This is a genomic window from Sodalis sp. RH16, from assembly GCF_047324245.1.
GTDB classification, from domain to species: Bacteria; Pseudomonadota; Gammaproteobacteria; order Enterobacterales; family Enterobacteriaceae; genus Acerihabitans; species Acerihabitans ligni.
In genome coordinates this window covers 5707104-5731036 of sequence record NZ_CP178737.1, presented here as the reverse complement: position 1 = coordinate 5731036, position 23933 = coordinate 5707104, and the positions used below count along the sequence as shown (strand labels likewise).

22 protein-coding genes and 1 pseudogene are annotated in these 23933 nt (G+C 56.1%); 15 read left to right on the top strand and 8 right to left on the bottom strand.

What is annotated here, in order from left to right:
• Positions 1-111 precede the first annotated feature (111 nt).
• Both ACL2XJ_RS26220 and ACL2XJ_RS26215 read right to left on the bottom strand, forming a co-directional pair.
• Complete coding sequence (locus ACL2XJ_RS26220; RefSeq protein WP_132927403.1) at positions 112-1026, bottom strand: DNA-binding response regulator; 915 nt, start codon at positions 1024-1026, stop codon at positions 112-114.
• Positions 1013-4411, bottom strand: coding sequence for an ATP-binding protein (locus ACL2XJ_RS26215; protein ID WP_413725072.1), 3399 nt, complete (start codon positions 4409-4411; stop codon positions 1013-1015). Before ACL2XJ_RS26215 ends, ACL2XJ_RS26220 begins: the two co-directional genes overlap by 14 nt.
• Before the next feature lie 272 nt (positions 4412-4683).
• Between ACL2XJ_RS26215 and urtA the strand changes: the two genes are divergently transcribed.
• The 6 genes from urtA (at position 4684) to ACL2XJ_RS26185 (ending at position 10818) form a co-directional block, all read left to right on the top strand.
• Positions 4684-5976, top strand: coding sequence for an urea ABC transporter substrate-binding protein (gene urtA, locus ACL2XJ_RS26210; RefSeq protein ID WP_413725071.1), 1293 nt, complete (start codon positions 4684-4686; stop codon positions 5974-5976).
• A 121-nt stretch (positions 5977-6097) separates the two neighbouring features.
• Positions 6098-7024, top strand: coding sequence for an urea ABC transporter permease subunit UrtB (urtB, locus tag ACL2XJ_RS26205; protein ID WP_203523437.1), 927 nt, complete (start codon positions 6098-6100; stop codon positions 7022-7024).
• 10 nt (positions 7025-7034) lie between these two features.
• Positions 7035-8198, top strand: a complete 1164-nt coding sequence (gene urtC, locus ACL2XJ_RS26200) for an urea ABC transporter permease subunit UrtC (RefSeq protein WP_413725070.1) — start codon at positions 7035-7037, stop codon at positions 8196-8198.
• Positions 8199-8204: 6 nt separating this feature from the next.
• Positions 8205-8948 carry an urea ABC transporter ATP-binding protein UrtD gene (gene urtD, locus ACL2XJ_RS26195; RefSeq protein WP_413725069.1) on the top strand — a complete coding sequence of 248 codons (744 nt, stop codon included), beginning with the start codon at positions 8205-8207 and terminating at the stop codon, positions 8946-8948.
• Positions 8949-8958: 10 nt separating this feature from the next.
• The gene (urtE, locus tag ACL2XJ_RS26190) at positions 8959-9648 is read left to right on the top strand and encodes an urea ABC transporter ATP-binding subunit UrtE (RefSeq protein WP_413725068.1); all 690 of its coding nucleotides are present in this window, start codon (positions 8959-8961) and stop codon (positions 9646-9648) included.
• A 159-nt stretch (positions 9649-9807) separates the two neighbouring features.
• Complete coding sequence (locus ACL2XJ_RS26185) at positions 9808-10818, top strand: formamidase (protein WP_413725067.1); 1011 nt, start codon at positions 9808-9810, stop codon at positions 10816-10818.
• Positions 10819-10871: 53 nt separating this feature from the next.
• On the opposite strand, the gene cdd is transcribed toward ACL2XJ_RS26185, so the two are convergent.
• The 3 genes from cdd to ACL2XJ_RS26170 all read right to left on the bottom strand — a co-directional run bounded on the left by cdd (position 10872) and on the right by ACL2XJ_RS26170 (position 13165).
• A complete protein-coding gene (gene cdd / locus ACL2XJ_RS26180; protein ID WP_413725066.1) occupies positions 10872-11930 on the bottom strand; it encodes a cytidine deaminase in 1059 nt (352 codons plus the stop codon).
• A gap of 132 nt (positions 11931-12062) precedes the next feature.
• Positions 12063-12758 (bottom strand): CidB/LrgB family autolysis modulator, encoded by a 696-nt coding sequence (locus ACL2XJ_RS26175; RefSeq protein WP_132928076.1) that lies wholly within the window; start codon positions 12756-12758, stop codon positions 12063-12065.
• Complete coding sequence (locus ACL2XJ_RS26170) at positions 12758-13165, bottom strand: CidA/LrgA family protein (protein WP_203523431.1); 408 nt, start codon at positions 13163-13165, stop codon at positions 12758-12760. Before ACL2XJ_RS26170 ends, ACL2XJ_RS26175 begins: the two co-directional genes overlap by 1 nt.
• 223 nt (positions 13166-13388) lie before the next feature.
• Here ACL2XJ_RS26170 and ACL2XJ_RS26165 point away from each other — a divergent pair, with 223 nt between their 5' ends.
• Together ACL2XJ_RS26165 and ACL2XJ_RS26160 are read left to right on the top strand one after the other, a co-directional pair.
• Complete coding sequence (locus ACL2XJ_RS26165) at positions 13389-14015, top strand: protein phosphatase (RefSeq protein ID WP_413725065.1); 627 nt, start codon at positions 13389-13391, stop codon at positions 14013-14015.
• A gap of 179 nt (positions 14016-14194) precedes the next feature.
• Complete coding sequence (locus tag ACL2XJ_RS26160) at positions 14195-15100, top strand: dihydrodipicolinate synthase family protein (RefSeq protein ID WP_132927421.1); 906 nt, start codon at positions 14195-14197, stop codon at positions 15098-15100.
• A 109-nt stretch (positions 15101-15209) separates the two neighbouring features.
• Here the strand turns inward: ACL2XJ_RS26160 and ACL2XJ_RS26155 are convergent, their stop codons facing one another.
• Entirely contained in the window at positions 15210-16472 is a 1263-nt protein-coding gene (locus ACL2XJ_RS26155; protein ID WP_413725064.1) for an MFS transporter, read from the bottom strand.
• Between the two features lie 88 nt (positions 16473-16560).
• The gene (gene metG / locus ACL2XJ_RS26150; protein ID WP_413725063.1) at positions 16561-18606 is read right to left on the bottom strand and encodes a methionine--tRNA ligase; all 2046 of its coding nucleotides are present in this window, start codon (positions 18604-18606) and stop codon (positions 16561-16563) included.
• Positions 18607-18736: 130 nt separating this feature from the next.
• Between metG and apbC the strand changes: the two genes are divergently transcribed.
• The 7 genes and pseudogenes from apbC (at position 18737) to ACL2XJ_RS26115 (ending at position 22899) form a co-directional block, all read left to right on the top strand.
• A complete protein-coding gene (gene apbC / locus ACL2XJ_RS26145) occupies positions 18737-19849 on the top strand; it encodes an iron-sulfur cluster carrier protein ApbC (protein WP_132927425.1) in 1113 nt (370 codons plus the stop codon).
• A gap of 383 nt (positions 19850-20232) precedes the next feature.
• Positions 20233-20385, top strand: a complete 153-nt coding sequence (locus ACL2XJ_RS26140; RefSeq protein WP_413725062.1) for a hypothetical protein — start codon at positions 20233-20235, stop codon at positions 20383-20385.
• Between the two features lie 277 nt (positions 20386-20662).
• Positions 20663-20869, top strand: coding sequence for a transposase (locus ACL2XJ_RS26135; RefSeq protein ID WP_413725061.1), 207 nt, complete (start codon positions 20663-20665; stop codon positions 20867-20869).
• 252 nt (positions 20870-21121) lie between these two features.
• Positions 21122-21438: pseudogene (locus ACL2XJ_RS26130) on the top strand (type II toxin-antitoxin system RelE/ParE family toxin).
• Positions 21439-21513: 75 nt separating this feature from the next.
• Complete coding sequence (gene nadS / locus ACL2XJ_RS26125) at positions 21514-21810, top strand: NadS family protein (protein ID WP_413725060.1); 297 nt, start codon at positions 21514-21516, stop codon at positions 21808-21810.
• Positions 21811-22304: 494 nt separating this feature from the next.
• Positions 22305-22592, top strand: coding sequence for an ash family protein (locus ACL2XJ_RS26120; protein WP_413725059.1), 288 nt, complete (start codon positions 22305-22307; stop codon positions 22590-22592).
• A complete protein-coding gene (locus ACL2XJ_RS26115; RefSeq protein ID WP_413725058.1) occupies positions 22504-22899 on the top strand; it encodes a hypothetical protein in 396 nt (131 codons plus the stop codon). Before ACL2XJ_RS26120 ends, ACL2XJ_RS26115 begins: the two co-directional genes overlap by 89 nt.
• Before the next feature lie 213 nt (positions 22900-23112).
• Here ACL2XJ_RS26115 and ACL2XJ_RS26110 read toward each other — a convergent pair whose 3' ends face one another.
• A complete protein-coding gene (locus tag ACL2XJ_RS26110) occupies positions 23113-23769 on the bottom strand; it encodes a phosphatase PAP2 family protein (protein ID WP_413725057.1) in 657 nt (218 codons plus the stop codon).
• Positions 23770-23933: the final 164 nt, after the last annotated feature.

Below are 23933 nucleotides of genomic sequence, written 5' to 3'. Positions count from 1 at the left end.
TTACCTGTGAAGCTGAAGCAAGGAGCGTAACCGGTTGAAAGCCTTAAAGTCGGCAAATTGCGCTGCTGGCCGCAAAAAATGCGGAGCAATATCCTGCCGCCGACGCGGCCGTCAGGAGTGGGCGGGGGAGGACTCCAGTATCCGTAACGCCAGGGCCGCCGCGGAGGTGCGGTTGTCTACCGCCAGCTTGCGGAAAATCTGTTCCAAATGCTTGTTCACCGTGCGCGGGCTCAGGGAGAGTATCTGCCCGATTTCCCGGTTGGTTTTGCCTTTGGCAATCCAGGACATCACCTCCGATTCCCGCTGGGTAAGAGCAAAATGCCGGCGCAGAATGGCGCATTCGTCGTCCTTTTTTGCCGTTTCCTCAAGGCGCAATAAAAGCTCGCCGTTGTCGGTGGTGCGCATAAGATGAAGGCGCAACGGGAGCGCCAGGCCGGACAATACCAGCGGCTGGGCGGGAGCCGACCGCAGCCAGGCCAGCAGCCGGTTGACAAAGGGCCGGCTGAGGGTGAACTCCTTATCGCAACACTGTTCCAGCAGGCGATAGGAGTGCGGCGTCGCCCACAGCAGCCGGCCCTGTGGGCTGAAGGCGCAGGTGAGCTGTCCCACCGATTCAAGGGCGTTGTAGGCGCTGGAAGTGAGCTGCGAATTATGCAGATGGGTGCGCATCCGCGCCAGCAGCTCCTCAATGCGGATGGGTTTGATCACGTAATCCACCACGCCGATATCAAAGGCATCCACCACGTTGCGGGTTTCGCTCAGGCCGGTCATAAAGATAATCGGCGTATGGCGCAGGGTGGGATTAAGGCGCAGGCGACGGCTGGTTTCAAATCCGTCCAGGTGGGGCATCATGGCATCCATCAAAATGATATTAGGCACGATTTGCTGGGTAATGGACAGCGCCTGGCTGCCTTCGAGGGCCACCAATACGGTAAAGCCGGCATTATCCAGGTTGTCGTTAAGCATGCTGACGGTATTGATATCGTCATCGACAATCAGTACCGTCGGCTTGTCAGCGGGGGACATCTTCTTTCTCCAGTAAGGCTAATTCCATTACCACCGATTCAAAACGGAAACGGCTGGCCAGCAGATCCAGGTTTTCGGCGCTGGGGGTGTTCACCTTGCCTTGGGCCGTCAGTTGCCGCAGCCGCTCGCGAAACCCTTTGGCATAACCGAGCCGCGCCAGTCCGATAAGCTCTTGGTACTCATTTTCATCCAGGAGGTTATTGCCCGCGGGAAGGGGCTGCGGCGCCTTTTCATCCAAACGGCTATTGCCCGCCGAAAGGGATTGCGACACCGGTTTATCGGCTTCCCTGATCCATTCGATACACAGCAGCGAGCCGATGTTATCCAGCAGTAATGACATTCGCAGGGGTTTGGTTTGAAAACGGATTTCCCCCCGCTTTTTGATCTGCCGCCATTTACCTTCGTCCGCCTCGGCGGAAATCATCAGCACCGGCTGTTCCTTTCCTTCGGCCCGCAGGTGATTGAGCAGTTCCCAACCGTTCATTTCCGGCATCGCCACATCCAGCAAAAACAGATCCACGGCGGTGTGGTCCAGCTGCGCCAGGCACACAGACGCGCTCTCGGCCACCAAGACCTCGAAACCCAGCGGCGTCAGCATATCGGCCATGAGCCGGCGATGGGCATCGTCGTCATCCACCACCATCAGCCGTTTGGGCGGTCCGCGGTATTTGACGATGCGCCGGGGTACCGAGGGGAGATAACCGCCGGCATTCTGGCTCGACAGCATCAGGCTCAAGGTAAAAGTCGTGCCGGCGCCGGGAATGCTTTCCACCTGCAAATCGCCCCCCATCACATAGGTCAACAGCCGGGTGATGGTCAAACCCAGCCCTGTACCGGCACGGCCTCCGCGCTGCGCGACCCGTTCGAAAGGGCGGAAAATGCGTTCCAGGTTGACGCTGTCGATACCGACGCCGGTGTCATGGATGGCAAAAAACGCCACTTCGCTGCGATACTTGAAATCCAGCGTGACCGTGCCGCTGTCGGTGAACTTGATGGCATTGGACAACAGGTTGATCAGGATTTGCCGCAGCCGGTTTTCATCGGTCAGCACCACCTCGGGGAAGGTGGGCGGCGGGTTGTAGATAAAACGCAATCCCTTGTCCAGCGCCTGGTGATGGAACATCTCCACCAACTGCTGCATCAGTTCGCCGATACGTACTTCTTCCCGTTGGATATCGATTTTACCGGCTTCGATTTTGGAGATGTCCAGTAATCCTTCGATGAGATTGGCCAGGTGCTCACCGCTGCGCCGGATGACGCTCAGCCCATGACGCCGTGGCAGCGGGATGTCCTGTGCCTGTTCCAGCAGCTGTGCATAGCCGAGCATGGCGTTGAGGGGCGTGCGCAACTCGTGGGTAATGCCGGTGAGGTAGCGGCTTTTGGCCAGATTGGCTTCGTCGGCGGACTCCTTGGCCTTTTGCAGCTGTTTGTCGGTGGCTTCGTGGGCGATGATCTCTTCCAGCAGGCGTTCGCTCTGCAGCCGCAGCTCCTCCTGCGCCACCTGGCGGCTTTTATGGGTCAGGATAAACAGCCAGGTGGTGATGCCGGTAATAATCAGCAGGATAAAGAATACCTTCCACAGGGTGGCGGCCAGGATAGGATAGTCCTCGCCGAATTCGCTGCGCATCTGCACATAGACCAGCATCAGCAAAATGCCGATAATGCTGCTGAACAAGGACAATATGCTGAGGAAACTCCAGATTTTCGGGTCGAATCTTTTCAGGAACGAGAAGGGCAGAAAGCTGAAGGCCAGATGCCGGATCTGATCGGAATAATGGGACTGGGGCTTACAGGCGTCATTGCAGCGGACATCCAGCGAGCAGCACAATGAACAAATCGCCCCTTCATAAAGGGGACAAAAGCTCATTTCCGGCGGTTCGAAATGATTGCCGCAGACGCAGCAGACGCCTGCCACCCCGTGGGTTTCCACCCTGGCGAGATAATATTTCCCCCCGGTATACCAGGCGATCAACGGCGAAAAGACAAAGGTCATTCCCAGGGTGAGCAGCGAGGCGAATCCCTGCAAACCGGCCCCCAGCCAGCCGAAATACGCCGCCAGCCCCAGGGCCATGGACAGCAGCATCGACCCCATGCCCACCGGATTGATATCATACAGATAGGCCCGGCGGAATTCGATGCCCGGCGGGCTTAATCCCAGGCGCTTATTCACCGCCAGATCCGCCACCACCGTGCCCAGCCAGGCGGTGGCCGCCACCGCGTAGATGCCCAGGATATCCTCGAACACGTGATACACGCCCAGCTCCATCAGCAACAACGCGATGCCGACGTTAAAAAACAGCCACACCACCCGGCCGGGATGGCGATGGGTCAGGCGCAGGAAAAAATTGGACCAGGCAATGGAACCGGCATAGGCGTTGGTGACGTTGATCTTGAGCTGCGACAGTACGACAAAAATTCCGGTGAGGGCAAACAGCCAGGTGGAGGAGTGGGTCACATAGCTGAAGGCTACCAGGTACATATGGGTCGGCTCGCTGGCGGAATCCACGTCCAGTCCGTAACGGAACGCCAATACCGCCAGAAAAGAGCCCAGCATGATTTTTAATGCCCCTACCACTACCCAGCCGGGACCGGCGGCGATGACGCCGCACCACCAGCGTAAGCCGTGGCCGGCTTGTTTTTGCGGCAGGAAACGGATCTGATCCACCTGTTCCCCTACCTGCGCCACCAGGGAAAGCAGCACCGAACACACCGCGCCGAACCGCAGCATATCGAAGCCACCGTTATCGGGGGGCATCAGGCCGGTAAAGGCCGTCCAGGAATGAAAGGTCCCGCCGTCCCGCAACAGGATCAGGACAAAGGGCATGAGCTGCATAATGAGCCAGACGAACTGGGTCCACTGCTGAAAGCGGGAGATAAACGTAAAACCATAGGTCACCAGGGGGATAACCACCAGCGATCCCGCCAGATAACCAAAATGCAGGGGCATGCCGAACAGCATATTCAGCGCCATGGCCATGATGGCCGCTTCAAGGGCGAAAAAGATAAAGGTGAAAGAGGCATAAATCAGCGAGGTGACCGTGGAACCGATGTAGCCAAAACCCGCCCCGCGGGTCAGCAGGTCGATATCCAGCCCGTAGCGGGCGGCATACCAGCTGATGGGCAGCGCCAGTAAAAAAATGATGATGCTCACCAGCAGCACCGCCATGGCGACGTAATGAAAACCGTAAGTCAGGGTCAGCGCGCCGCCGATGGCCTCAAGGGCCAGGAAGGTAATGGCGCTGATAGCGGTGAGCACCACCCGGCCCGAGCTCCAGCGGCGCGCCGAGTGGGGCGTAAAACGCAGTGCGTAATCTTCCAGCGTCTGGTTGGTGACCCACTGGTTGTACTGGCGTCTGGCCTTGAAGGCTTTTTGCTGCGCTGTCATGAAATATCCCGCTGTGTACGCCATTTCCGCGTAATCGGTTGAGCGCCCGGATGCGGGCACCACCGATCAAATACATAAGCAATGCCCGTGCCACTCTGCATCGCATTATTCCTGCGCGCCCGCGATGACGTTATTGTGCGCGCCCGGCCGCAGCCGGCCTATACGTCAAATGACGTAGAGACTGCGTAGATTGGCCCATTGCCGCTTTTTAGCCCTGAACACACTATGGAGACCTTACAAAACCAACCAGCCATTTTTCAGGGGATAACAAGATGCTCAATCAACAGCAGGCGGCGGGCCAAGGCGCCATTCATGCCGCACTCCGGGGCGGTAACAGCAGGGCGGGGCGCTTTTGGCGCACCCCCTTGCTGGCCGCGGCACTTCTGGTCGCCGGTCATTTCACGCCGGTCTTCGCCGCGCCGCCGGCTACCGCCGCCGTCAATACCACCGGCCTTGCCGTCACCGACAGTACGGTGAAAGTCGGCATACTGCACTCTTCCACCGGCACCATGGCCATCAGCGAAACCGGTTCCATTCAGGCGGAGAAGCTGGCAATCGACCAGATTAACCAGGCCGGGGGCGTTCTGGGCAGGAAAATCGACTTTATTCAGGAAGACGGCGCCAGCGATTGGCCGACCTTTGCCGAGAAGGCCAAGAAGCTGCTGGTGAGCGATAAGGTGGCGGCTATTTTCGGCGGCTGGACCTCCGCCTCGCGCAAGGCGATGCTGCCGGTGCTGGAGCAGTATAACGGCATGCTCTACTACCCCACCTTTTACGAAGGACTGGAACAATCGCCTAATGTGATTTACACCGGCCAAGAGGCCACCCAGCAAATTATCGCCGGTATTGATTGGGTGGTTAAAAACAAACATGCCAAAACCTTCTATCTGCTGGGTTCGGACTATATCTGGCCCCGCACCGCCAACAAAATTGCCCGCCATCATATTGAAAAGCTGGGCTTGAAGGTCATCGGCGAAGATTATTATCCGCTGGGCAATACCCAGTTCAATTCGGTCATCAACAAGATCAAATTGAAAAAACCGGATGTGATTTACGCCATCGTGGTGGGCGGCTCCAACGTGGCGTTTTACAAACAGCTCAAGGCGGCGGGTATCGACATGACCAAGGAAAAACCGCTGCTGCTGACCATTTCGGTGACCGAGGATGAAATCCGCGGCATCGGCGGCGAAAATATCGTCGGCGCCTACGCCTCGATGAAATATTTCCAGAGCATGGATAACCCGGCCAATAAAGCCTTCGTGGCGGCATTCAAGCAGCGCTGGGGCAACGATATCGTCATCGGCGACGTGACGCAGGCGGCCTATCTCGGTCCCTGGCTATGGAAAGCCGCGGTGGAAAAAGCCGGCTCCTTTGATATCGATAAAGTCCGCGCCGCCTCGCCGGGTATTGAAATGAAAGATGCCCCCGAAGGCTATGTGCGAATTCACGAAAATCATCATCTGTGGTCAAAAACGGTGATTGGCCGGGCCCGGGCGGATGGACAATATGACGTCATCTACCAGACCCCCAACCTTATCGAACCCAATCCGTTTCCGAAAGATTAACCACAGGCTCCCCCGTTCATGACGGGGGAATTATCGACGTTTTACCCTGAATCATTCGTGTTGCAGGAAAGACAGCGCACCTGCAACTCGAAATATGGCGGGTAAATGAGGGGGATACAGCATGTTTAGTGGCTACAGCTTTGCCGACCTGACCTCTATTTTTGTCATGCAGGGTTTCGCCGGATTGAGCCTGTTTTCGGTTTTTGTTCTGATGTCGCTGGGGCTGGCGATTATCTTCGGCCAAATGGGCGTCATTAATATGGCCCATGGAGAATTCATGATTCTGGGCGCCTATGTCACCTGGCTGACGGAGCTCTTCTTCAAAAACTTCCTGCCGGGCTTATTCGGCGGCTACTTTTTTGTGGCGGTGGTGCTGGCGTTTATCTGCGCCGCCCTCTTGGGCATGTTTATCGAGCGGATATTAATCCGCCATCTCTATCACCGGCCGCTGGATACCCTGCTGGCCACATGGGGCCTGAGCCTGATACTCCAGCAAGCCTACCGTACCCTGTTCGGACCGCGGGAAGTGGGGGTGGATTTGCCGGACTGGCTGATGGGGTCCTATCACTTCGGCGACAATATCGAAATTCCCATCAACGGCGTTTTTGTCATGCTGTTGACCCTGGTCATTACCCTGCTGCTGGGCTGGCTGATGTACCGCTCCCCCTGGGGAATCCACGTGCGCGCGGTGGTGGCCAACCGGGCCATGGCCGGCGCGGTGGGCATCAATACCGCCCGGGTGGATAACCACAGCTTCGCCCTGGGCTGCGGTATCGCGGGCATCGCCGGCAGCGCCTTTACCATGATCGGCTCCACCGGGCCCACCGCCGGACAGCAATATATCGTCGACACCTTCCTGGTGGTGGTGTTCGGCGGCGCGCAAAGCCTGATAGGCACCATCGCCTCGGCGTTCGCCATCTCGCAATCGCAGTCGACGCTGGAATTTTTCCTCAGCGGTTCCATGGCCAAGGTCATGACCCTGCTGATTGTCGTCGTGATTTTAATGCTGCGTCCCCAAGGCCTGTTTGCCAGCCGGATACGTCGTTAGGAGAATTATCATGTTTGCATCTATCAAACGATTGGCGGCGCAGCGGCAAGTATCGGGCATCCTGCTGCTGTTTATCCTGATTGCCGTCGTGTTCCCCCTGACCATGGATATTTTCCGCCTCAACCTGGTGGGTAAATACCTCACTTACGCTTTCGTGGCGGTGGGGCTGGTATTGTGCTGGGGCTATAGCGGCATATTAAGCCTCGGCCAGGGCATATTTTTCGGCCTGGGGGGCTATTGCATGGCAATGTTCCTCAAGCTGGAGGCCTCCACCCCCGCCGCCACTAAAATTCAAACCACGCCGGGCATTCCCGATTTTATGGACTGGAACCAGCTGACGCAGTTGCCGGCGTTCTGGCAACCGTTTCACTCTTTTAGCTTCACCCTGCTGGCCATCGTGGTGGTGCCGCTGATATTTTCCTACCTTCTCGGCATCGCGATGTTTAAACGCCGGGTGGGCGGCGTCTATTTCGCCATTATCACCCAGGCGATTTCCGCCATCATGACCATCCTGATTATCGGCCAGCAGGGCTACACCGGCGGAATCAATGGCATTACCGATTTGCGGACCCTGCTGGGCTGGGATATCAGAACCGATTACGCCAAATACGTTTTGTACTATATCAATGCCGGCTGCTTACTGGCGGTGGTGCTGATGGCCTATTTTATCCTGAAAAGCAAATTAGGCCGGTTATTGGTGGCCATTCGCGATAAAGAGGACCGCGTCCGCTTTTCCGGTTATGACGTGGCGAATATCAAGACCATGATATTTTGCGTCAGCGCCATATTCTCCTCCATCGGCGGCGCGCTGTTCACCCTGCAGGTGGGCTTTATGTCCCCCGGTTTTATCGGCACCGTGGCCTCCATCGAAATGGTGATTTTCTGCGCGGTGGGCGGACGTTTATCCATCCTGGGGGCGATATACGGCACCTTATTGGTGAACAGCGCCAAAAGCCAAATATCGGAATCCTTCCCGGAAGTCTGGCCTTTTGCCATGGGGGCGTTATTTATCCTGGTGGTATTGGGCTTTCCAAAAGGATTGGCGGGCATTTACAGCGATATTTTACTACCCAGGGCAAAACAATTGCTCTTTCCCCGGCGGGTGGAAAACCTCCCCCCGGTCATCACTAGTCTGGCTACCGATGCGGTAGACGATAAAGTTTCTCCACGGTGAATGCTGATGAAAACCAAAGACATCATATTGGCCGTTGAAGGACTCACCGTCTCTTTTAACGGGTTTAAAGCGGTAAACGATTTTTCCATGTATGTGGACGAAGAGCAGATATACGTGATTATCGGACCCAACGGCGCCGGTAAAACCACGGTGCTGGATCTGATTTGCGGTAAAACCGCCGCCACGGCGGGAAGTATTAAATTCAAAGGCCGCGAGCTTAGCAAATTAAGCGAGAACCAGATTGTTCATGCCGGGGTGGGGCGCAAATTCCAGAACCCGTCGATTTATGAAAACCTGACGGTTTTCGAGAATCTGGAGCTCTCCTATCCCCAGGCGAGAACGGCCCTCAGCGCCCTGTTTGCCCGGCGCGACCAGACCATGACCGACAGCATTCTCGACGTTGCGCAACAAATCTTCCTGGCCGACTTCCTGGATGTGCAGGCGGATTTCCTCAGCCACGGCCAGAAACAGTGGCTGGAAATCGGCATGCTGCTGATCCAGAACCCCAGCCTGCTGATGCTGGACGAACCGGTAGCCGGCATGTCGGTGGCGGAGCGGCGGCAGACCGCCGAACTGCTGCGGCGCATCGCCACCGGACGGTCGGTGTTGGTGATTGAACACGATATGCAGTTTGTGGAAAACATCGCCGATCACGTCCAGGTGATGCACCAGGGCAAGTCGCTGTCCGAGGGCAGCATGCAAAAGGTGAAGCAAGATCCGCGGGTTATCGATGTCTATTTGGGGCATTAAGGGGGGAACCGTGCTGAAAATACAGGATTACCACGTTGCCTACGGGCAAAGCCGTATTATCGAAAACCTCAATATCGAGGTAAAAGAAAATGAAATCGTGGCCTTGATTGGCCGCAACGGCATGGGCAAAACCACCCTGATGAAATCCCTGATCGGTATGATACCCGCACAGTCCGGCCAGGTGCTGTTCCGGGGCAGCGATGTGTTCGCCGAAAAAAGCTATCAGCGCGTGCGCAGGGGCATGGGTTTTGTGCCCCAGGGCAGAATGGTTTTTGCCACCATGACGGTGGAAGACAATATCAAAACCGGTTTGGCCGCCAAAGAAAAGGGCAACATTCCCGCCGCGCTGTATGCCATTTTCCCGGTGCTCGAAGAAATGAAAACCCGGCTGGCGGGCAATCTTTCCGGCGGTCAGCAGCAACAGCTGGTGATTGCCCGTGCTTTGGCGGGCAATCCGCGCTTATTGCTGTTGGATGAGCCCACCGAGGGAATTCAGCCTTCCATCATTAAAGAAATGGCCCAGACGCTGCGCAAGATTCGCGACCAGCGGGGATTAACCATTGTGGTATCCGAACAGGTATTGAGTTTTGTTCTTGATGTGGCGGATCGCGTGCTGGTGATGGAAAAGGGCGCCGTCGTACATCAAGAGGAAAGACAAACCATCGACGAAAAAACCATTGCGGGCTATTTATCCGTTTAGGGAGCGCCGGTAAATGATTTCGCCAATCAATTGCCGGGCATGGGCAGGTTAGCGGGTAACAGGATCTATTAATCAGTACACATCGTCGTATTTAACGCTGAAACAACGCTGTTTCGGCCACCGTTAGTATTGTCAATCGAAAGCTAAAAGGGGTGATTTATGGGAAGTACCGGAAGTGTCAGTGCCTGGGAAGAAGCGTTATTGGTCGCCATGATTCAATATCCCGTTCCCGTGATAAAAGGACCTGAGGATATCCAGGTTCAGGTACAGCAGATATGTAAAGCCCTGGCCAATACCAAAGCCGGCTATCCCGATCTGGATTTGATTGTCTTCCCTGAATATTCCACGCAGGGATTGAATACCGGTATCTGGACCTATGATGAAATGCTGCTCACCATCGACAGTCCTGAAATCGACTGTTTCCGCCAGGCCTGCCGTAAAAGCGATGTCTGGGGGGTATTTTCGTTAATGGAGCGCAATGAGGATCCGGCGCTGCCTCCTTATAATACGGCCATCATTATCAATAACCAGGGTGAGATTGCCCTTCACTATCGCAAGCTGCAGCCTTGGGTGCCCATCGAACCCTGGATGCCGGGTAACTTCGGCATGCCGGTATGCGACGGGCCGAAAGGCTCGAAGCTGGCGGTGTGCATCTGCCATGACGGTATGTTCCCGGAACTGGCAAGGGAGGCGGCCTATAAAGGCTGTAACGTGTATATCCGTATTTCCGGTTATTCCACCCAGGTGAACGATCAGTGGATATGGACCAACCGCACCAATGCCTGGCAAAACCTGATGTACACCATTTCGGTGAATCTGGCGGGTTACGATGAGGTTTTCTATTATTTTGGCGAAGGCACCGTCTGTAATTACGACGGCAACGTTATTCAGCAGGGGCAGCGCAATCCTTGGGAAATAGTTACCGCCGAGCTTTTCCCGCGGCTGGTGGATAAGGCGCGGGAAAACTGGGCGCTGGAGAATAATATTTTCAACTTGGGCTGCCGGGGCTATGTGGGCAAGCCTGGAGGCGAGCGGGAGAATTATTTGACCTGGGTGAAGGATTTGGCCAACGGGGAATATAAATTGCCGTGGGATAAGAGTGTGCGTATCCGCGACGGCTGGAAATACTATCCGGACGGCGTGAAACTCGGGCCGATGCCGAAGGAGTAAGGGACGCGCGGTCGCCCTTTAACAGGTTCGTTGCACGTTCGGTGATAGCGGGCCTATCCCTCCAGCGTCCGGCGATGTATTTCTCCGCATCCTAGGGCGCGCAGGGTGGCGCAGGTGGCGTCCCATTGCGATAACGCCACGGCGTCGCGTTCTACCAATACCGCCCGGCGGATATCCCGGCAATCTCCGCCGGTGATATTGAGTAAAATCAGCGCCGATTGCAGCGGCGGCAGGCTGGGGTTGAAGGCGGCGTTTTCCGCATAGCGGCCGGCGAAAATCCGGCCGTCCGCCAGTTGCAATGCCACACCGCTGTGCGCTCGGCTGTAGGGTGCATGGCTCTGGTTGGCTGCCTGCAGGGCCTGTTGTAACAACGGGTCGTCGGCGCTGAGCCCGTTCATTGGGGGGGCTGTTTTTGCTGCCGTTACGCATGAAGCTTCCGGGGTGCTACTGTGCGCTGCCGTTACACATGAAACTTCCGAGGTGCCTCCTTGCGCTGTTTCAACGGATAAACCTCCCCTAAGGGGCGTTGTGTCCGGCGAGAGCAGCTCTTTTGCCAATGAGTAGCCATGATTGACCCGATCCATCAGCAGGCTTTGGATAGACAGATCGCGGGGGCCGAACGCATCGGGCAGATAGTGGGCGAGGGTGGCCGGCGCGCGGCCGGGCAGGTGAATCATGATATCCACGCCGCTGTTCAATTCGTTCATAAACTGCCGGCAGTGGCCGCAGGGGGTGTAGTTGACCGTGATGCCCCGCAGCCGCTGTTCGCCGCGCAGCCAGGCATGGTTGATGGCGCTCTGTTCGGCATGGACGGTTTGCGACAGGGGAACGCCGGGAAATTCCATATTGGCGCCGAAATAAAGATTGCCGCCGATGCCCCGGGCAATGGCGCCTACGTTAAAGTGAGAAACCGGCGCCAGGGCGCAGGCGGCCGCCAAGGGTAATAACGCCAGGCACAGACCGTCTTCGTCCAGGCCGCCGGCCTTCATCAGCGCCATAACCTGCCGGGCGCTCAGCATTCCGTTGAATGACGGTTCGGCGAGTATGGGCGCGAGCGCCGCCCACAGCCCAGGTTCGAGGGTTGCCAGCGGTGTTTCAAAGCGTGCGTGCATGGTGGGGATTCTCCCGGAATGCCTAGGGAGAGTCATTTTAAACGCTTAAGGCAAAAATAATATGATCAATATCTTATCCCATTACCATGCTGGTCCAAACCGCAGGCAAAATCGATAACATCCCTCCCTCATTCAGCCGAACACCGCCAGTAATACCGGGAACAGGAAGGGGGCGATCAATGAGGTAATAATGCCGCAGATCACCAGCGCCAGCGAACTGAACGCGCCTTCCTGGAAATCCATCTCGGCGCAGCGGGCGGTGCCCAGGGCGTGGGAGGCGGTGCCCATCGCCAGGCCGCGCGAGGCCCTGGTGGTGATTTTGAGCAGATTCAGCAGCGTGTGGCCGAAAACCGCGCCGAGGATACCGACAAAAATCACGCAGACCGCGCTGATGGCCGGTATGCCCTTAATGGACTGCGATACCGCCATAGCGATGGGGGTGGTGACCGATTTGGGCAGTATCGATGCGGCGATCTCCGGCGTAGCTCCCATCCACAGCGCGATGACGGTACCGGTTATCATGGCGGTGAGGCTGCCGACAAAACAAATGCTGATAATGGATTTCCAGCGTGCGCGGATTTGGTGCAATTGCTCATAAAGAGGAAAGGCCAGGGCCACCACCGCCGGTTGTAATAAATCGTTAAGCACCCGGCTGCCGGCAAAATAACGCTCATAAGGAATGCCGGTCATCAACAGCAAGGGAATAATCACCACCATCGAGACCAATAACGGATTTAACAGCGGCATAGGGTATTTTACCGCCAAACGGCGCGCGGCGAAAAAGACCAGCAGGGTCAACGGCAGCGACCACCAGATATTGGCTAACATCATTTATCCTCGCCGGGTCTGGGCGGCTCACCGGCCACCGGGCGATCGCGGTGAATATAATGGGAACTGTAGCCCACCACCAGCATGACGATAAGCGTGCTGACCATGCACGACACCACAATGGGACCGAACTGCGAGGAGAGCTGTTGATAGTAATTCATCACGCCGACCCCGATGGGCACAAATAACAGCGCCATATAGCGAATCAGCAAATGGCAGCCCGGCTTGAGCCACGTCGGCGGCAACAGTTGAAACGAAAGCAGCAAAAACAGGATAAGCATGCCGAGGATACTACCGGGAATGGTAATGGGCAGCAGCGAGGACAGGAAATTACCGATGAATAAACACAGGTAGATCAAGGCAAAAGCGCGGATTAAGGCCCAGCCATTTAAAATTAAATTGCCCATTGTTTTAACCTTATTGCTGAATGCTTTCATCATACAATTAAACTGCAGGACGTGCTACCGCGGGCTGCTTATCCCGGTGAAAGGTTTTAATGACATTGTCATAGATCATGGCTAAGGTAATGCGGTAATTCTGCCGCTCGGCATGATTATTGCTGTCCTATCATTAATAACCTGTGCATTTCATTGACGGCCTGTCCGTCGTAACCAACCGCATGAGGTCTCTATGAAGGTGAAACCGGCTCCGCTTCAGGAGAATCTTATCACGTCGGAACCCCCCCTATCGACAAAGCAATATGAAGACAGCCGGCCTTTGCTCTGGCTGGTGGAACAGCATGTCGGGCCTTATGATGCCACGCTGTTTCTCGGTAACGGCCAGGCGGCCTGCGACGGGGAGTTGCTGGCCGGGCGGGGCATTACCAGCGCCTTGAACGTGGCGGTGAACTTGCCGCTGGCGCCGTTGATTTTGCCGGACGGCATGCTGTTGCGCCGCAGCCATGTGGGCCTGATCGACGGCCGGGGCAACACCGCTCCCCATCTGCTGGCGGCGATGCTGGCGCTGGCCGGCCTGCTTACCCAGGCCAGTCCCGGCAAGGCCGGTTATCCCGCCCACCGGCCGGGCAATATCCTGGTGCACTGCCGGGGCGGACGCAGCCGCGGGGTGGCGGTGCTGGCGCTGTTTTTACATCTGGCCCTCACCGAACGCTACCCGACGCTGAAAGATGCCCTTGATCACCTGCGCGGGGTGCGCGGCCTGGACAGCACCGAGCCCTGCGGACCTTTGTGGCAGCTCATGATCCAGTGTCTGAACAGCAATTTAAGCACCTGGCTGAAGGGGCTGCTGCACGGGTAATGAGGGGCAATTTTTTTGAACTGGCGCACGAAAAAGAGCCGGCTAATCTGTTAACAACTATACCTGTCATACTTCGCGTTGCCGTCTTTCGGCAGCGGGAATTATTTAGGCTATAAGATTTTTTATGCGACCGCTGTTGCGGGTCGGATTCATTTCAGCTGTCAGGAGAGTGTTTTATTATGCCGAACCCACGCTTTTATGGTGTTATTCCGCCGGTACCCACCCTGTTTACCGCAGACGAGCAATTAGACGAAGCCAGCATGGCCAACCTGCTGGACAGCCTGATTGCATCGGACGTCAACGGGCTGTTCTTCCTGGGCAGCGCCGGCGAATTCGCCCATATGTCGGAAGCATTGCGTTTTCAGACCGCTGAGTTTTGCGTTAACTATGTCAACAAGCGCAAGCCGGTGCTGGTGGGCATTGCCCATTCCGGCACCCGTGAGGCCATCCGTTTCGGCCTGCATGCACAGAAAATCGGCGCCGACGGCGTGGTGGCGGTTAATCCTTACTACAATCCCCTCAGTGAGGAAAATCTCTATCTGCATTATAAACACCTCGCCGACGCGCTTGAACTGCCGATCCTTATCTATAACTTTCCCGGCTTGACCGGCCAATCCATTCCGGTGCCGATCATCCGCCGCCTGGCGGAAAGCTGTGAAAATATCGTCGGCCTGAAGGATACGGTGGATACCCTGAGCCATATACGCGAAACCATTCATGCCGTTAAGCCGGTACGGCCCGATTTCGCGGTGTTCTCCGGCTACGACGAGTATCTGTTCGGCACGCTGATCCTCGGCGGCGACGGCTGCATCCCCGCCAGCGCCAACTTCGCGCCCCAGCTGACCTGCGGCATCTATCAGGCCTGGCAGCGGCAGGATTACGCCGAAGCGGTGAGATTGCAGCAGCGGCTCTCCTTTATTCCCGAGCTGTACAACTACGATTTGCCTTTCTATAACGTGGTGAAATACGCCATTCAGCTGGTGGGAGTGGATGTATCGGTGAACGCACTGTGGCCCGCCTCGCCTTTGACCGATGAACTGAAAGCCAAGATCAAGGCGGCGCTGCAGCGAAGCGAGGTGATTTAAGTCCGACCCCATTCCCCGGTCAAACAGGAAAGAGAACCTGGTTTGTGCTTTCACGTCTGTGAACAGGGCGTTTATGGCGGCGGGCAAAGCATGGGGCGACCTGAAGCGTTCAGCCCATGTCGGCGGCCGTCCGCCGCGAATAGCGAAAACCGCGGTAAAACAGCCCAAGGCTTACCAACGTCGCCAGGATCAAGACCCAAAACAGCGTCGCCGGCGGCGCATAGGTGAGCACAAAACCGGTCAGCATCGGGTTGACCGCGCCGCCCAGGCTGCTCAGGTTCTGCATGCCGTAATAACTGCCCTTCAGGTGCGGCGGGGCGATAAAATCGATAAATAGATATTCCACCGGGATGATAATGATTTCCCCCAGGGAGAAGATGGCCACGCCGATTATCCACAGCGGCAGCGAGTGGCGGGCAAACATAAACACCACCAGGCCGATGATAAAAAACAAGCTGCCGGCCACCAGCCAGGGCATCAGGGTCTCGCGCCTGATGTTCCGGCTCACCAGGTATTGCAGCGTAATCACGATGGCGGCGTTGGTGGGCAGTGTCCAGCCCACCACCCGGTAGGCGAACTCACCGTTGAACGCCACCATGAGAAACTGGGAAAGACAGCTGGCGAACTGGCTGCACACCAGGCTGCCCAGGGCGCCGCCGAGGGTGAAATAGATAAGCCGTTTATCATGGCTCAGCACATAAAACACCTGGCGGAAATTGATCGGGTTTACCGCCGGTTTTTCATGGGCCGGTGCTTCATCCGCCATCCCTTCCTGGCCGTCGATATCCACCGGCGGCCGGCCGCAGCGGGGCAGGAACCAGGCCATGATAAGCGCCGCCGCCGCGCTTAAGGCGCCGGACAGATAAAAGGGCAGGGTCGGGTTGGTTTCGGCCACCACCACACCCAGCGGCGGGCCCACCGCCCAGCCGACATTCACCAGCGTATAGTTGACGGAAAACGCCTTGATGCGCGCCGCCACCGGCAGCCACTGGGCGATGGTGGCTTTCAGGGTAATGCTGAACTGCCCATATGCGCTGTTAATCAGCGCGATCAGCACCACCAGTCCCGGAACGGCTCGGCACTGCGGCAGCAGGAAAAACGACAGGGCGAATAGGACCAGTGAACCCAGTATCAGCAGATGCTGATTGAACCGGTCCACCAGATAACCGCCGTACAGGCTGAAAACAATGCCCAGGGTCAGGCCCGCCCCCAGCACCAGGCCGATTTCACCGGGCATCATGCCCTGTTGCCGGGAGAGATAGAGTGCAAGAAAGGGCAGGGTCAGGCCGCGCCCGATGGTCATTACGACGGACGTCAAGACCAGGGCGTTGATAACCGGCGGGAATCCTTTTTTGGTCAACGGGGCTTCCATGGTAAAACCTTAAAATGCCCGGCCTGACGAAGGCCGGACAGGTATGTCTACAGGCTGATCCGGAGAGTCATTCCGGCGAGGGGGTCCTTTATTTCACCGCCATGCCCGGCAGCGCGCCGGCATCCGGGCTGAGCAGGAAAATATCCTCCCCCCCCGGGCCGGCCGCCATGACCATGCCCTGGGAAACGCCGAACCGCATCTTGCGCGGCGCCAGGTTGGCTACCATGACCGTCAGACGGCCTTCCAGCAGTTCCGGATCGGGATACGCGGCCCGGATGCCGGAAAATACCTGGCGGGTCTCGCCGCCCAAATCCAGCGTCAGCTTCAGCAGTTTATCCGAACCGTCCACCAGCTCCGCCCGTTTAATCAAGGCAATGCGCATATCCACCTTGGCAAAATCATCAAAGCTGATGGTGTCCAGCAGCGGCTCGTCCGCCAGGGGACCGGCGGCCGGTTTGCCGCCGGATGCGGGCAGGGACGCGGCCGCCTCTTCTTTCGACTCCGCGATCATGGCTTCCACATTAACCGGATCGATACGGTTGAACAGCGCCTTGAAGGTGCTGATGGTATGGCCCGTCAGCGGCGTTTGCATGGCATCCCACTCAAGGGTGACGTTCAGGAAGGCTTCCGCCCGCTGCGCCAATGACGGCAGCACCGGTTTAAGGTAAGTCATCAGCACGCGGAACAGGTTGATGCCCATGGAGCAGACATCCTGCAGCCGCTGATCGCCCCCTTCCTGCTTCGCCACCACCCACGGCGCCTGTTCATCCACATAGCGGTTGGCCACATCCGCCAGCGCCATGATTTCCCGAATCGCCCGGCCGGATTCACGGCTGTTGAACGCCTCGGCAATGCTCGCCGCCGCATCGGTAAAAGTGCGGTAGAGCGCCGGGTCCGCCAGGGTATCGGACAACCGGCCGGCAAAGCGCTTGGCGATAAAGCCGGCGTTGCGGGAAGCCAGGTTCACCACTTTATTGACGATATCCGCATTGACCCGCTGGACAAAATCCTCCAGGTTCAGATCGATATCATCGATATGGGACGAGAGCTTGGCGGCGTAATAATACCGCAGGCAATCCGGGTCCAGGTGCTTGAGATAGGTGCTGGCCTTGATAAAGGTGCCGCGGGATTTCGACATCTTGGCGCCGTTCACCGTCACATAGCCGTGCACGAACAGATTGGTGGGCTTGCGAAAATCGCTGCCTTCCAGCATCGCCGGCCAGAACAGGCTGTGGAAGTAGACGATATCTTTACCGATAAAGTGGTACAGATCCGCATCGGAACCCACCCGCCAGTAATCGTTAAAATCGATATCGCCCCGTTTGTCGCACAGGTTCTTAAACGACCCCATGTAGCCGATGGGCGCATCCAGCCAGACGTAAAAATATTTCCCCGGCGCATCCGGCACTTCAAAGCCGAAGTAGGGGGCATCGCGGGAGATATCCCACTGCTGCAGGCCGGATTCAAACCACTCCTGCATTTTGTTGGCCACCTGCTCCTGCAGCGCGCCGGAGCGGGTCCAAGCTTTGAGCATGTCGCTAAAGGCCGGCAGGTCGAAGAAGAAATGTTCCGACTCCCGCATCACCGGCGTGGCGCCGGACACCGCCGATTTCGGGTCGATCAGATCGGTGGGGCTATAGGTGGCGCCGCAGACTTCACAGTTATCGCCGTACTGATCCGGCGACTTGCACACCGGGCAGGTGCCCTTGACGAACCGGTCAGGCAAAAACATCTCTTTTTCCGGGTCGTACAGCTGGGAAATAGTCCGGTTTTTGATATAGCCTTTTGCTTTCAACCGCTGGTAGATAAGGTTTGACAGCCCGCGGTTCTCCTCGCTGTGCGTGGAGTGGTAGTTATCATAGCTGACGCCGAAACCGTTGAAATCCGTCAGATGCTCATGGTTCATTTCATCAATCATTTTTTCCGGCGGGATGCCCAACTGCTGTGCCTTCAGCATGATCGGCGTGCCGTGCGCGTCGTCGGCGCAGATGAAATAAACCTGATTGCCGCGCATTCGCTGAAAACGGACCCAAATATCCGCCTGGATATGCTCCAGCATATGGCCTAGATGGATTGAACCGTTAGCGTATGGTAACGCACAGGTTACCAATATTTTTTTCGCGACTTGAGTCATGTTGGGAATGTGCTTTTGTTGGATGTCATAAAGAATTCCGATGGTAACCGATAGCGACACCCCGCGTAAACAAGCTCGGCCAGTTCTGTTATCCTATGCCCATCGATTACAAACCCTATAAGGAGCCGGGATGACTACTCCATCGCCCGAAAAATCAACCCCCGACGCGCTGCGCGCCCAGGTTGCCCAGGTCCTCGCCGCCTATCGGCATCCGACCCTCAAGCGCGACCTCACCGTACTTAAGGCGCTGAACCACTGCGCCCTGCTGGACGGCGCGCTGCACATCGAGCTCACCATGCCCTTTGCCTGGCAGAGCGCCTTTGAAGAAATGAAAGAGAGCCTCAGCGCCGAGCTGCTGCGGGTCACCGGCGCCGGCGCCATCGACTGGAAGCTGTCGCACAATATCGCCACCCTGCGCCGGGTCAAGGATCAGCCGGGGGTCAATGGCGTGCGCAACCTGATTGCCGTGAGTTCCGGCAAAGGCGGCGTCGGCAAATCCAGCACCGCGGTCAACCTGGCGCTGGCGCTGGCGGCGGAAGGGGGACGCGTCGGGTTGCTGGACGCGGATATCTACGGTCCTTCCATTCCCGCCATGCTCGGCGCCGCCCATGAACGTCCCACCTCGCCGGACGGCCAGCATATGGCGCCGATCATGGCCCACGGCCTGGCCACCAACTCCATCGGCTATATGGTCACCGACGACAACGCCATGGTCTGGCGCGGTCCTATGGCCAGCAAGGCGCTTCTGCAGCTGCTGCAGGATACCCTCTGGCCGGAGCTGGATTACCTGGTGCTGGATATGCCGCCCGGCACCGGCGATATCCAGCTTACCCTGGCGCAGAACATCCCGGTCACCGGCGCGCTGGTGGTGACCACGCCCCAGGACATCGCCCTGACCGATGCCCGCAAAGGCATCATCATGTTTGAGAAAGTCGGCGTGCCGGTGCTGGGTATCGTGGAAAACATGAGCATGCACATCTGCAGTCATTGCGGGCATCTGGAAGCCATCTTCGGCTCCGGCGGCGCTGAAAAATTGGCGGAACAGTTTAACTGCGCCCTGCTGGGCCAGCTGCCGCTGCATATCAGCCTGCGGGAAGATCTCGACCGGGGCGAACCCACGGTGGTCAGCCGCCCGGACAGCGAATTCACCGACCTCTACCGCCAGCTGGCGGGGCAGGTGGCGGCCCAGCTTTATTGGCAGGGTGAGGTGATCCCCACCGAGATTGCGTTTAAGGCGGTTTAAGAGGAAGGGCGATGGTGCCTGGGTGACATAGAGATTGAATGTTAAACCCGGCATCTTTCGCTCATTTTTAATGAGGATAACAATGATTGTGTTCTGCATCTCAATACTGGAATTTAAGCAAAATTTCGCCGAAACGAGACGGAATGTGTGCAAAGGCCCGGTGTTTATCCCAACCCGAATCAATACGGCTAATGCCCTTCCTGGCACGGACGAAGGTTTGCCTGTGTCGTGTCGTCGGAAAAGTGACGCGGGTAACAGCATATTCGATGCGCTGTTACCGCCCGAGGGTATATCTCTTGATCTTGAAACGGAGCGCGTGGCTATACAGAGTAGGCCGGCTGATTTACGATAAATGCGTAACTAAACGATCCTGGAGGATAAAAATGGCAACCTTAGACGAACTGTTGGCGAAACGTACCCCAAAAAGCCGTATGAGAATCGCCGCCCGGGTCGAAGAAATTCGGCGCCAAATCACTCACGACAAGATTCGTGACGTTACATTGCCGAATGGGAAAAGCCTCGCAGTTTATGAATAAAGGAATTTGACACCGACAAAACCCCTTGCGATTCAGTAACATTGACGATATCGTTTGACTGCGTCTGGACATCCAGGCGTCGGGATTGGTCTCTTAAATACTACTCGTTGAAGACAAGAAGGCGCATCGGCGTCTTTTCGTCAGCATCCGGCCCTGGCTGCGATTTCTAATCGCTTCCTGACCTCAACCGTAAGCGTCACGCCTGCGCCGTCTTTTAATGACTCTCAGTTTTGGTGAAGATAGTGTCCATCATCTATTTTAATGGACGCAATTCACCGTGGATAAGCAACCCTCAACATCTTCTCGCCATCGCCTCAATTTTCCTCTGAAATTCAAAATTAGCTTCGTGGAACAGTCGCTTAAGCCTGGTGTTTCAATTGCTCAGTTGGCGCGGGCTAATGGTATCAACGACAATTATTATTCAATTGGCGCCAGCTTTATCGCCAAGGCAAGTTTGGTGTTCATCCGAAGGTCGGCTCGGTAGAGGCCTCCGCTAGGTTCTCAATGCGACGGTGCAGATCGGCGAAATTGGCTGGGTGGTTTGCGTAGCTCATGCCGGAATCATTGGGATTCGCGAGCAAGAGTGACGAAATCGGTTTGTAGCCCAGATGTTTCAAGTTAGAAATACTACAGCTATTTTAGATATGTACAGGGTACATTAAATGACTTGATTGATTTACCCTGTACCCTGTACACTTACAATGCTTTAAAAGCCACGATAACGTCAGTGAGTGAGATGTACACTTTTATTGAGCTGCTCGGTTTCAGTAAACGGCGTCAAGACTTTTGCCGGATGACGAGTTTCGGGCCTTCCAGGAGGTATTAATCGAAGATCCTGAAGCCGGAGACACAATCGCAGGGACTGGGGGATTTCGGAAAATCCGCTGGAGCCGTCCGGATATGGGCAAGCGTGGTGGCGTGCGTGTGATTTACTACAATTTGACGAGTAAAGGACGAATATATCTGGCTCTGGTATATCCCAAAAATGAGCAGGATGATTTAACGGAAGAGCAAAAGAAAGTTCTGAAGCAGTTATCCGATATGATGGTGTAACGTTGAGGTTCTGAAACTCCCATATGGGCGAACTATAAGGCCCAATGCGGCGTCAACGGGGGCGATGAGGTACAGATGAAAGACGAATTATTTGCCGATCTGCTGGCCAGTGCAGAAGAAATGGTAAGAATTGAAAAGGGGGAGCAGACACCGGAATCGGAGCATGTTCATACGTTTAGCCCGATTGATGTTAAAGCCATTCGTGAAGCGACTGGGTTGAAACAACAGGATTTTGCAGTCGCTGTTGGCGTCAGCTATGACCTTGTAAAAAGCTGGGAAACAAAACGGCGTCAGCCAACCGGTGCGCCGCGAAAGCTGTTGCTGCTGCTGCAGACCAACCCTTTTATTATCAACCAGCTTAAAGCTATTTAGTTCTGTGATGCGGTTGCGGCAGGAATAGCCGTTACCGGCTCTCCCCCGCACAGATCCTGACGTGCGCTGCTAACGCATCCGGCTCCTATTGCGGGTGTCTGGCGTAAAAGCGCTGCATAGGATAAGGATGGACGACTCTGGATTAGGGGAGCCAATGTTCTTTTTAAGGAAGAATGAGATCAGATCGGATTTGCTACACAAATGTCTCATTGTCAAATCATGTCGATATCTTAGCGTAAAATTTATATACGCATTGGATATGAGTAAGCGAACTGCGAGCTCACTTCAATTTTGCGGCGTTTACCGATTAAGATCATTGTTTGTTCAACGAGGTGATTACATAAATAATAATAATATCAGCATGTAACCTCATTTCCCTGTGACAATATCCCTTGCGGCTCAGTAGCGTTAACGGTATCATTCAACCGCGTCTGCACATTCAGGCGTCGGGATTGGTCTCCTGAATACTACTCGTTGTGGACATAAAGGCGCTTATGCGTCATTTTTGTCTGCGTCCGGCTCTGGCTGCGGTATCTTATCGCTTCCTTACCTCAATGGTGGGCTGGGCGGGGGCACCGCAAGGTGCGCCGGTAGCCAACGAGGCCGGTAAGACCAACTCCGTTCAGTCCACCACCCGCAAGATTGGTCTCTTTCGGTGGCGGTTATATCAATCACTCGTTGGAGGCTGCCTTTATGGCTACAATCCCCACCCAAAATCGCGCGTTATTTTCCAGCCCCCTCAGTTCAATCACGGATTTCACCGTGCTGGCCGATCACTGTGAGCAGTCCACGATGGGAAATCCTATTCCGCCGCACTTGGTTGAAAGGCTAACAGTGGATGAGCCGCCGTCGAGCTCACCCCGCTTTGAGCCGGAATCCGATCTGCTGTGCGAATATTGTCAAGTCTTAGTGCGGCTGTTGACGGACCGGACGATATCGCAAGATATGGAACCAACCATTATCGGACTGCTGTTTGAGCTGGTGAACTATCTCGCGGATGAACTGCGGGCACCGCGCTGGATACGTACCGCCGATGGGGTAAAAATTATAGAAGAAGTGGAGGTGTCGAAGGAACACTGGATCCCCTGAAAATAACAACCCGCCTTAGGGGGCGTGAGGTTGCGGACAAATGTACTCGAAATCAACAAGGCGGGACAGAATGATAGAAGAGTGAACCTTACGCGCCATGGACCAAAACGCCCGGAGCGTTTAGGAACAATGCCGTCAGGATTAAGTAGAGCTTTATTGGATTGACATTAGTGTACCCCCCAGCCCGGCGGGCACAGCTATCGCCAGCCGGGTTTATTGCGGGGTAATAAGTGAGGTATCCGCATCTAGCCGGCCCTTAAGCAGGTCCGCGCGGGTATACACATGCTGAATCGGCGCAATAGCCAGCGCGATGCGCTCCAGCAGATCCTGGGTCGGCGCTTTTTTGCCCTGCATCACCAGCAGCAGCGGCAATAGCAGCACCGCCGACAGCTGGCCCGCCGACAGATGACGGATACGGGTACCGCGGGAATACTGCATCAGCAAAAACGACGTGCTGATGGTAAAGCCCAGCGCCAGCCCGGCAATCACTTCCGAAACCGAATGGGCATGCAAAATGACCCGCGACACGCCGATGGCCAGCGCCAGCAGATAACCAAAGGCCACCGCCGCCAGACGAAAGCGCCGGGACGCCCGGCTGGCCAGAATCCAGATCAACACCGGCCAGATGCTGGCGGATAACGCCGAATGACCGCTGAAGCCGGTAAAATCATAGGCGCGGCTGCCGATGCCCCAGCCCAAAAAGGCCAGCTTCGACACGATAACGATAGCGCCCGCGGCGCCTATCAGCAGCAGCCATTGCAGGCTGGTGCGCCGGGTTTCCGCCTTCCAAAGCAGCAAAGCGACGATAATGACCGCGCAGGGCAGCAACAGCATGGTGTCGCCAAAAAAAGTCAGCCAATGCCAATTCATTCAATAACGCTCAGTCTGATTGTATGGGGATGATGAATAAAACTATGGTTATACTTTACGCAAGCGCGCGTGTTTGCTCCAGCATGAATTATCTTAATTCTGTGACTTAACTCGCTGCAAAGCACAAAATAGATGTTCCAGAGAAAGGGAACCCGCCGCAAACA

What these genes read in the sequence shown, in the direction of transcription:
- ACL2XJ_RS26170 (WP_203523431.1), bottom strand. Translation starts at nt 13,165, where the DNA reads ATGGGCAATTTAATTTTAAATGGCTGGGCCTTAATCCGCGCTTTTGCC.
- urtD (WP_413725069.1), top strand. Translation starts at nt 8,205, where the DNA reads ATGAAAACCAAAGACATCATATTGGCCGTTGAAGGACTCACCGTCTCT.
- ACL2XJ_RS26110 (WP_413725057.1), bottom strand. Translation starts at nt 23,769, where the DNA reads ATGAATTGGCATTGGCTGACTTTTTTTGGCGACACCATGCTGTTGCTG.
- urtB (WP_203523437.1), top strand. Translation starts at nt 6,098, where the DNA reads ATGTTTAGTGGCTACAGCTTTGCCGACCTGACCTCTATTTTTGTCATG.
- ACL2XJ_RS26185 (WP_413725067.1), top strand. Translation starts at nt 9,808, where the DNA reads ATGGGAAGTACCGGAAGTGTCAGTGCCTGGGAAGAAGCGTTATTGGTC.
- urtC (WP_413725070.1), top strand. Translation starts at nt 7,035, where the DNA reads ATGTTTGCATCTATCAAACGATTGGCGGCGCAGCGGCAAGTATCGGGC.
- cdd (WP_413725066.1), bottom strand. Translation starts at nt 11,930, where the DNA reads ATGCACGCACGCTTTGAAACACCGCTGGCAACCCTCGAACCTGGGCTG.
- ACL2XJ_RS26175 (WP_132928076.1), bottom strand. Translation starts at nt 12,758, where the DNA reads ATGTTAGCCAATATCTGGTGGTCGCTGCCGTTGACCCTGCTGGTCTTT.
- apbC (WP_132927425.1), top strand. Translation starts at nt 18,737, where the DNA reads ATGACTACTCCATCGCCCGAAAAATCAACCCCCGACGCGCTGCGCGCC.
- ACL2XJ_RS26140 (WP_413725062.1), top strand. Translation starts at nt 20,233, where the DNA reads ATGGCAACCTTAGACGAACTGTTGGCGAAACGTACCCCAAAAAGCCGT.
- ACL2XJ_RS26220 (WP_132927403.1), bottom strand. Translation starts at nt 1,026, where the DNA reads ATGTCCCCCGCTGACAAGCCGACGGTACTGATTGTCGATGACGATATC.
- ACL2XJ_RS26120 (WP_413725059.1), top strand. Translation starts at nt 22,305, where the DNA reads ATGCGTCATTTTTGTCTGCGTCCGGCTCTGGCTGCGGTATCTTATCGC.
- ACL2XJ_RS26115 (WP_413725058.1), top strand. Translation starts at nt 22,504, where the DNA reads ATGGCTACAATCCCCACCCAAAATCGCGCGTTATTTTCCAGCCCCCTC.
- metG (WP_413725063.1), bottom strand. Translation starts at nt 18,606, where the DNA reads ATGACTCAAGTCGCGAAAAAAATATTGGTAACCTGTGCGTTACCATAC.
- ACL2XJ_RS26155 (WP_413725064.1), bottom strand. Translation starts at nt 16,472, where the DNA reads ATGGAAGCCCCGTTGACCAAAAAAGGATTCCCGCCGGTTATCAACGCC.
- ACL2XJ_RS26160 (WP_132927421.1), top strand. Translation starts at nt 14,195, where the DNA reads ATGCCGAACCCACGCTTTTATGGTGTTATTCCGCCGGTACCCACCCTG.
- nadS (WP_413725060.1), top strand. Translation starts at nt 21,514, where the DNA reads ATGAAAGACGAATTATTTGCCGATCTGCTGGCCAGTGCAGAAGAAATG.
- ACL2XJ_RS26165 (WP_413725065.1), top strand. Translation starts at nt 13,389, where the DNA reads ATGAAGGTGAAACCGGCTCCGCTTCAGGAGAATCTTATCACGTCGGAA.
- ACL2XJ_RS26215 (WP_413725072.1), bottom strand. Translation starts at nt 4,411, where the DNA reads ATGACAGCGCAGCAAAAAGCCTTCAAGGCCAGACGCCAGTACAACCAG.
- urtA (WP_413725071.1), top strand. Translation starts at nt 4,684, where the DNA reads ATGCTCAATCAACAGCAGGCGGCGGGCCAAGGCGCCATTCATGCCGCA.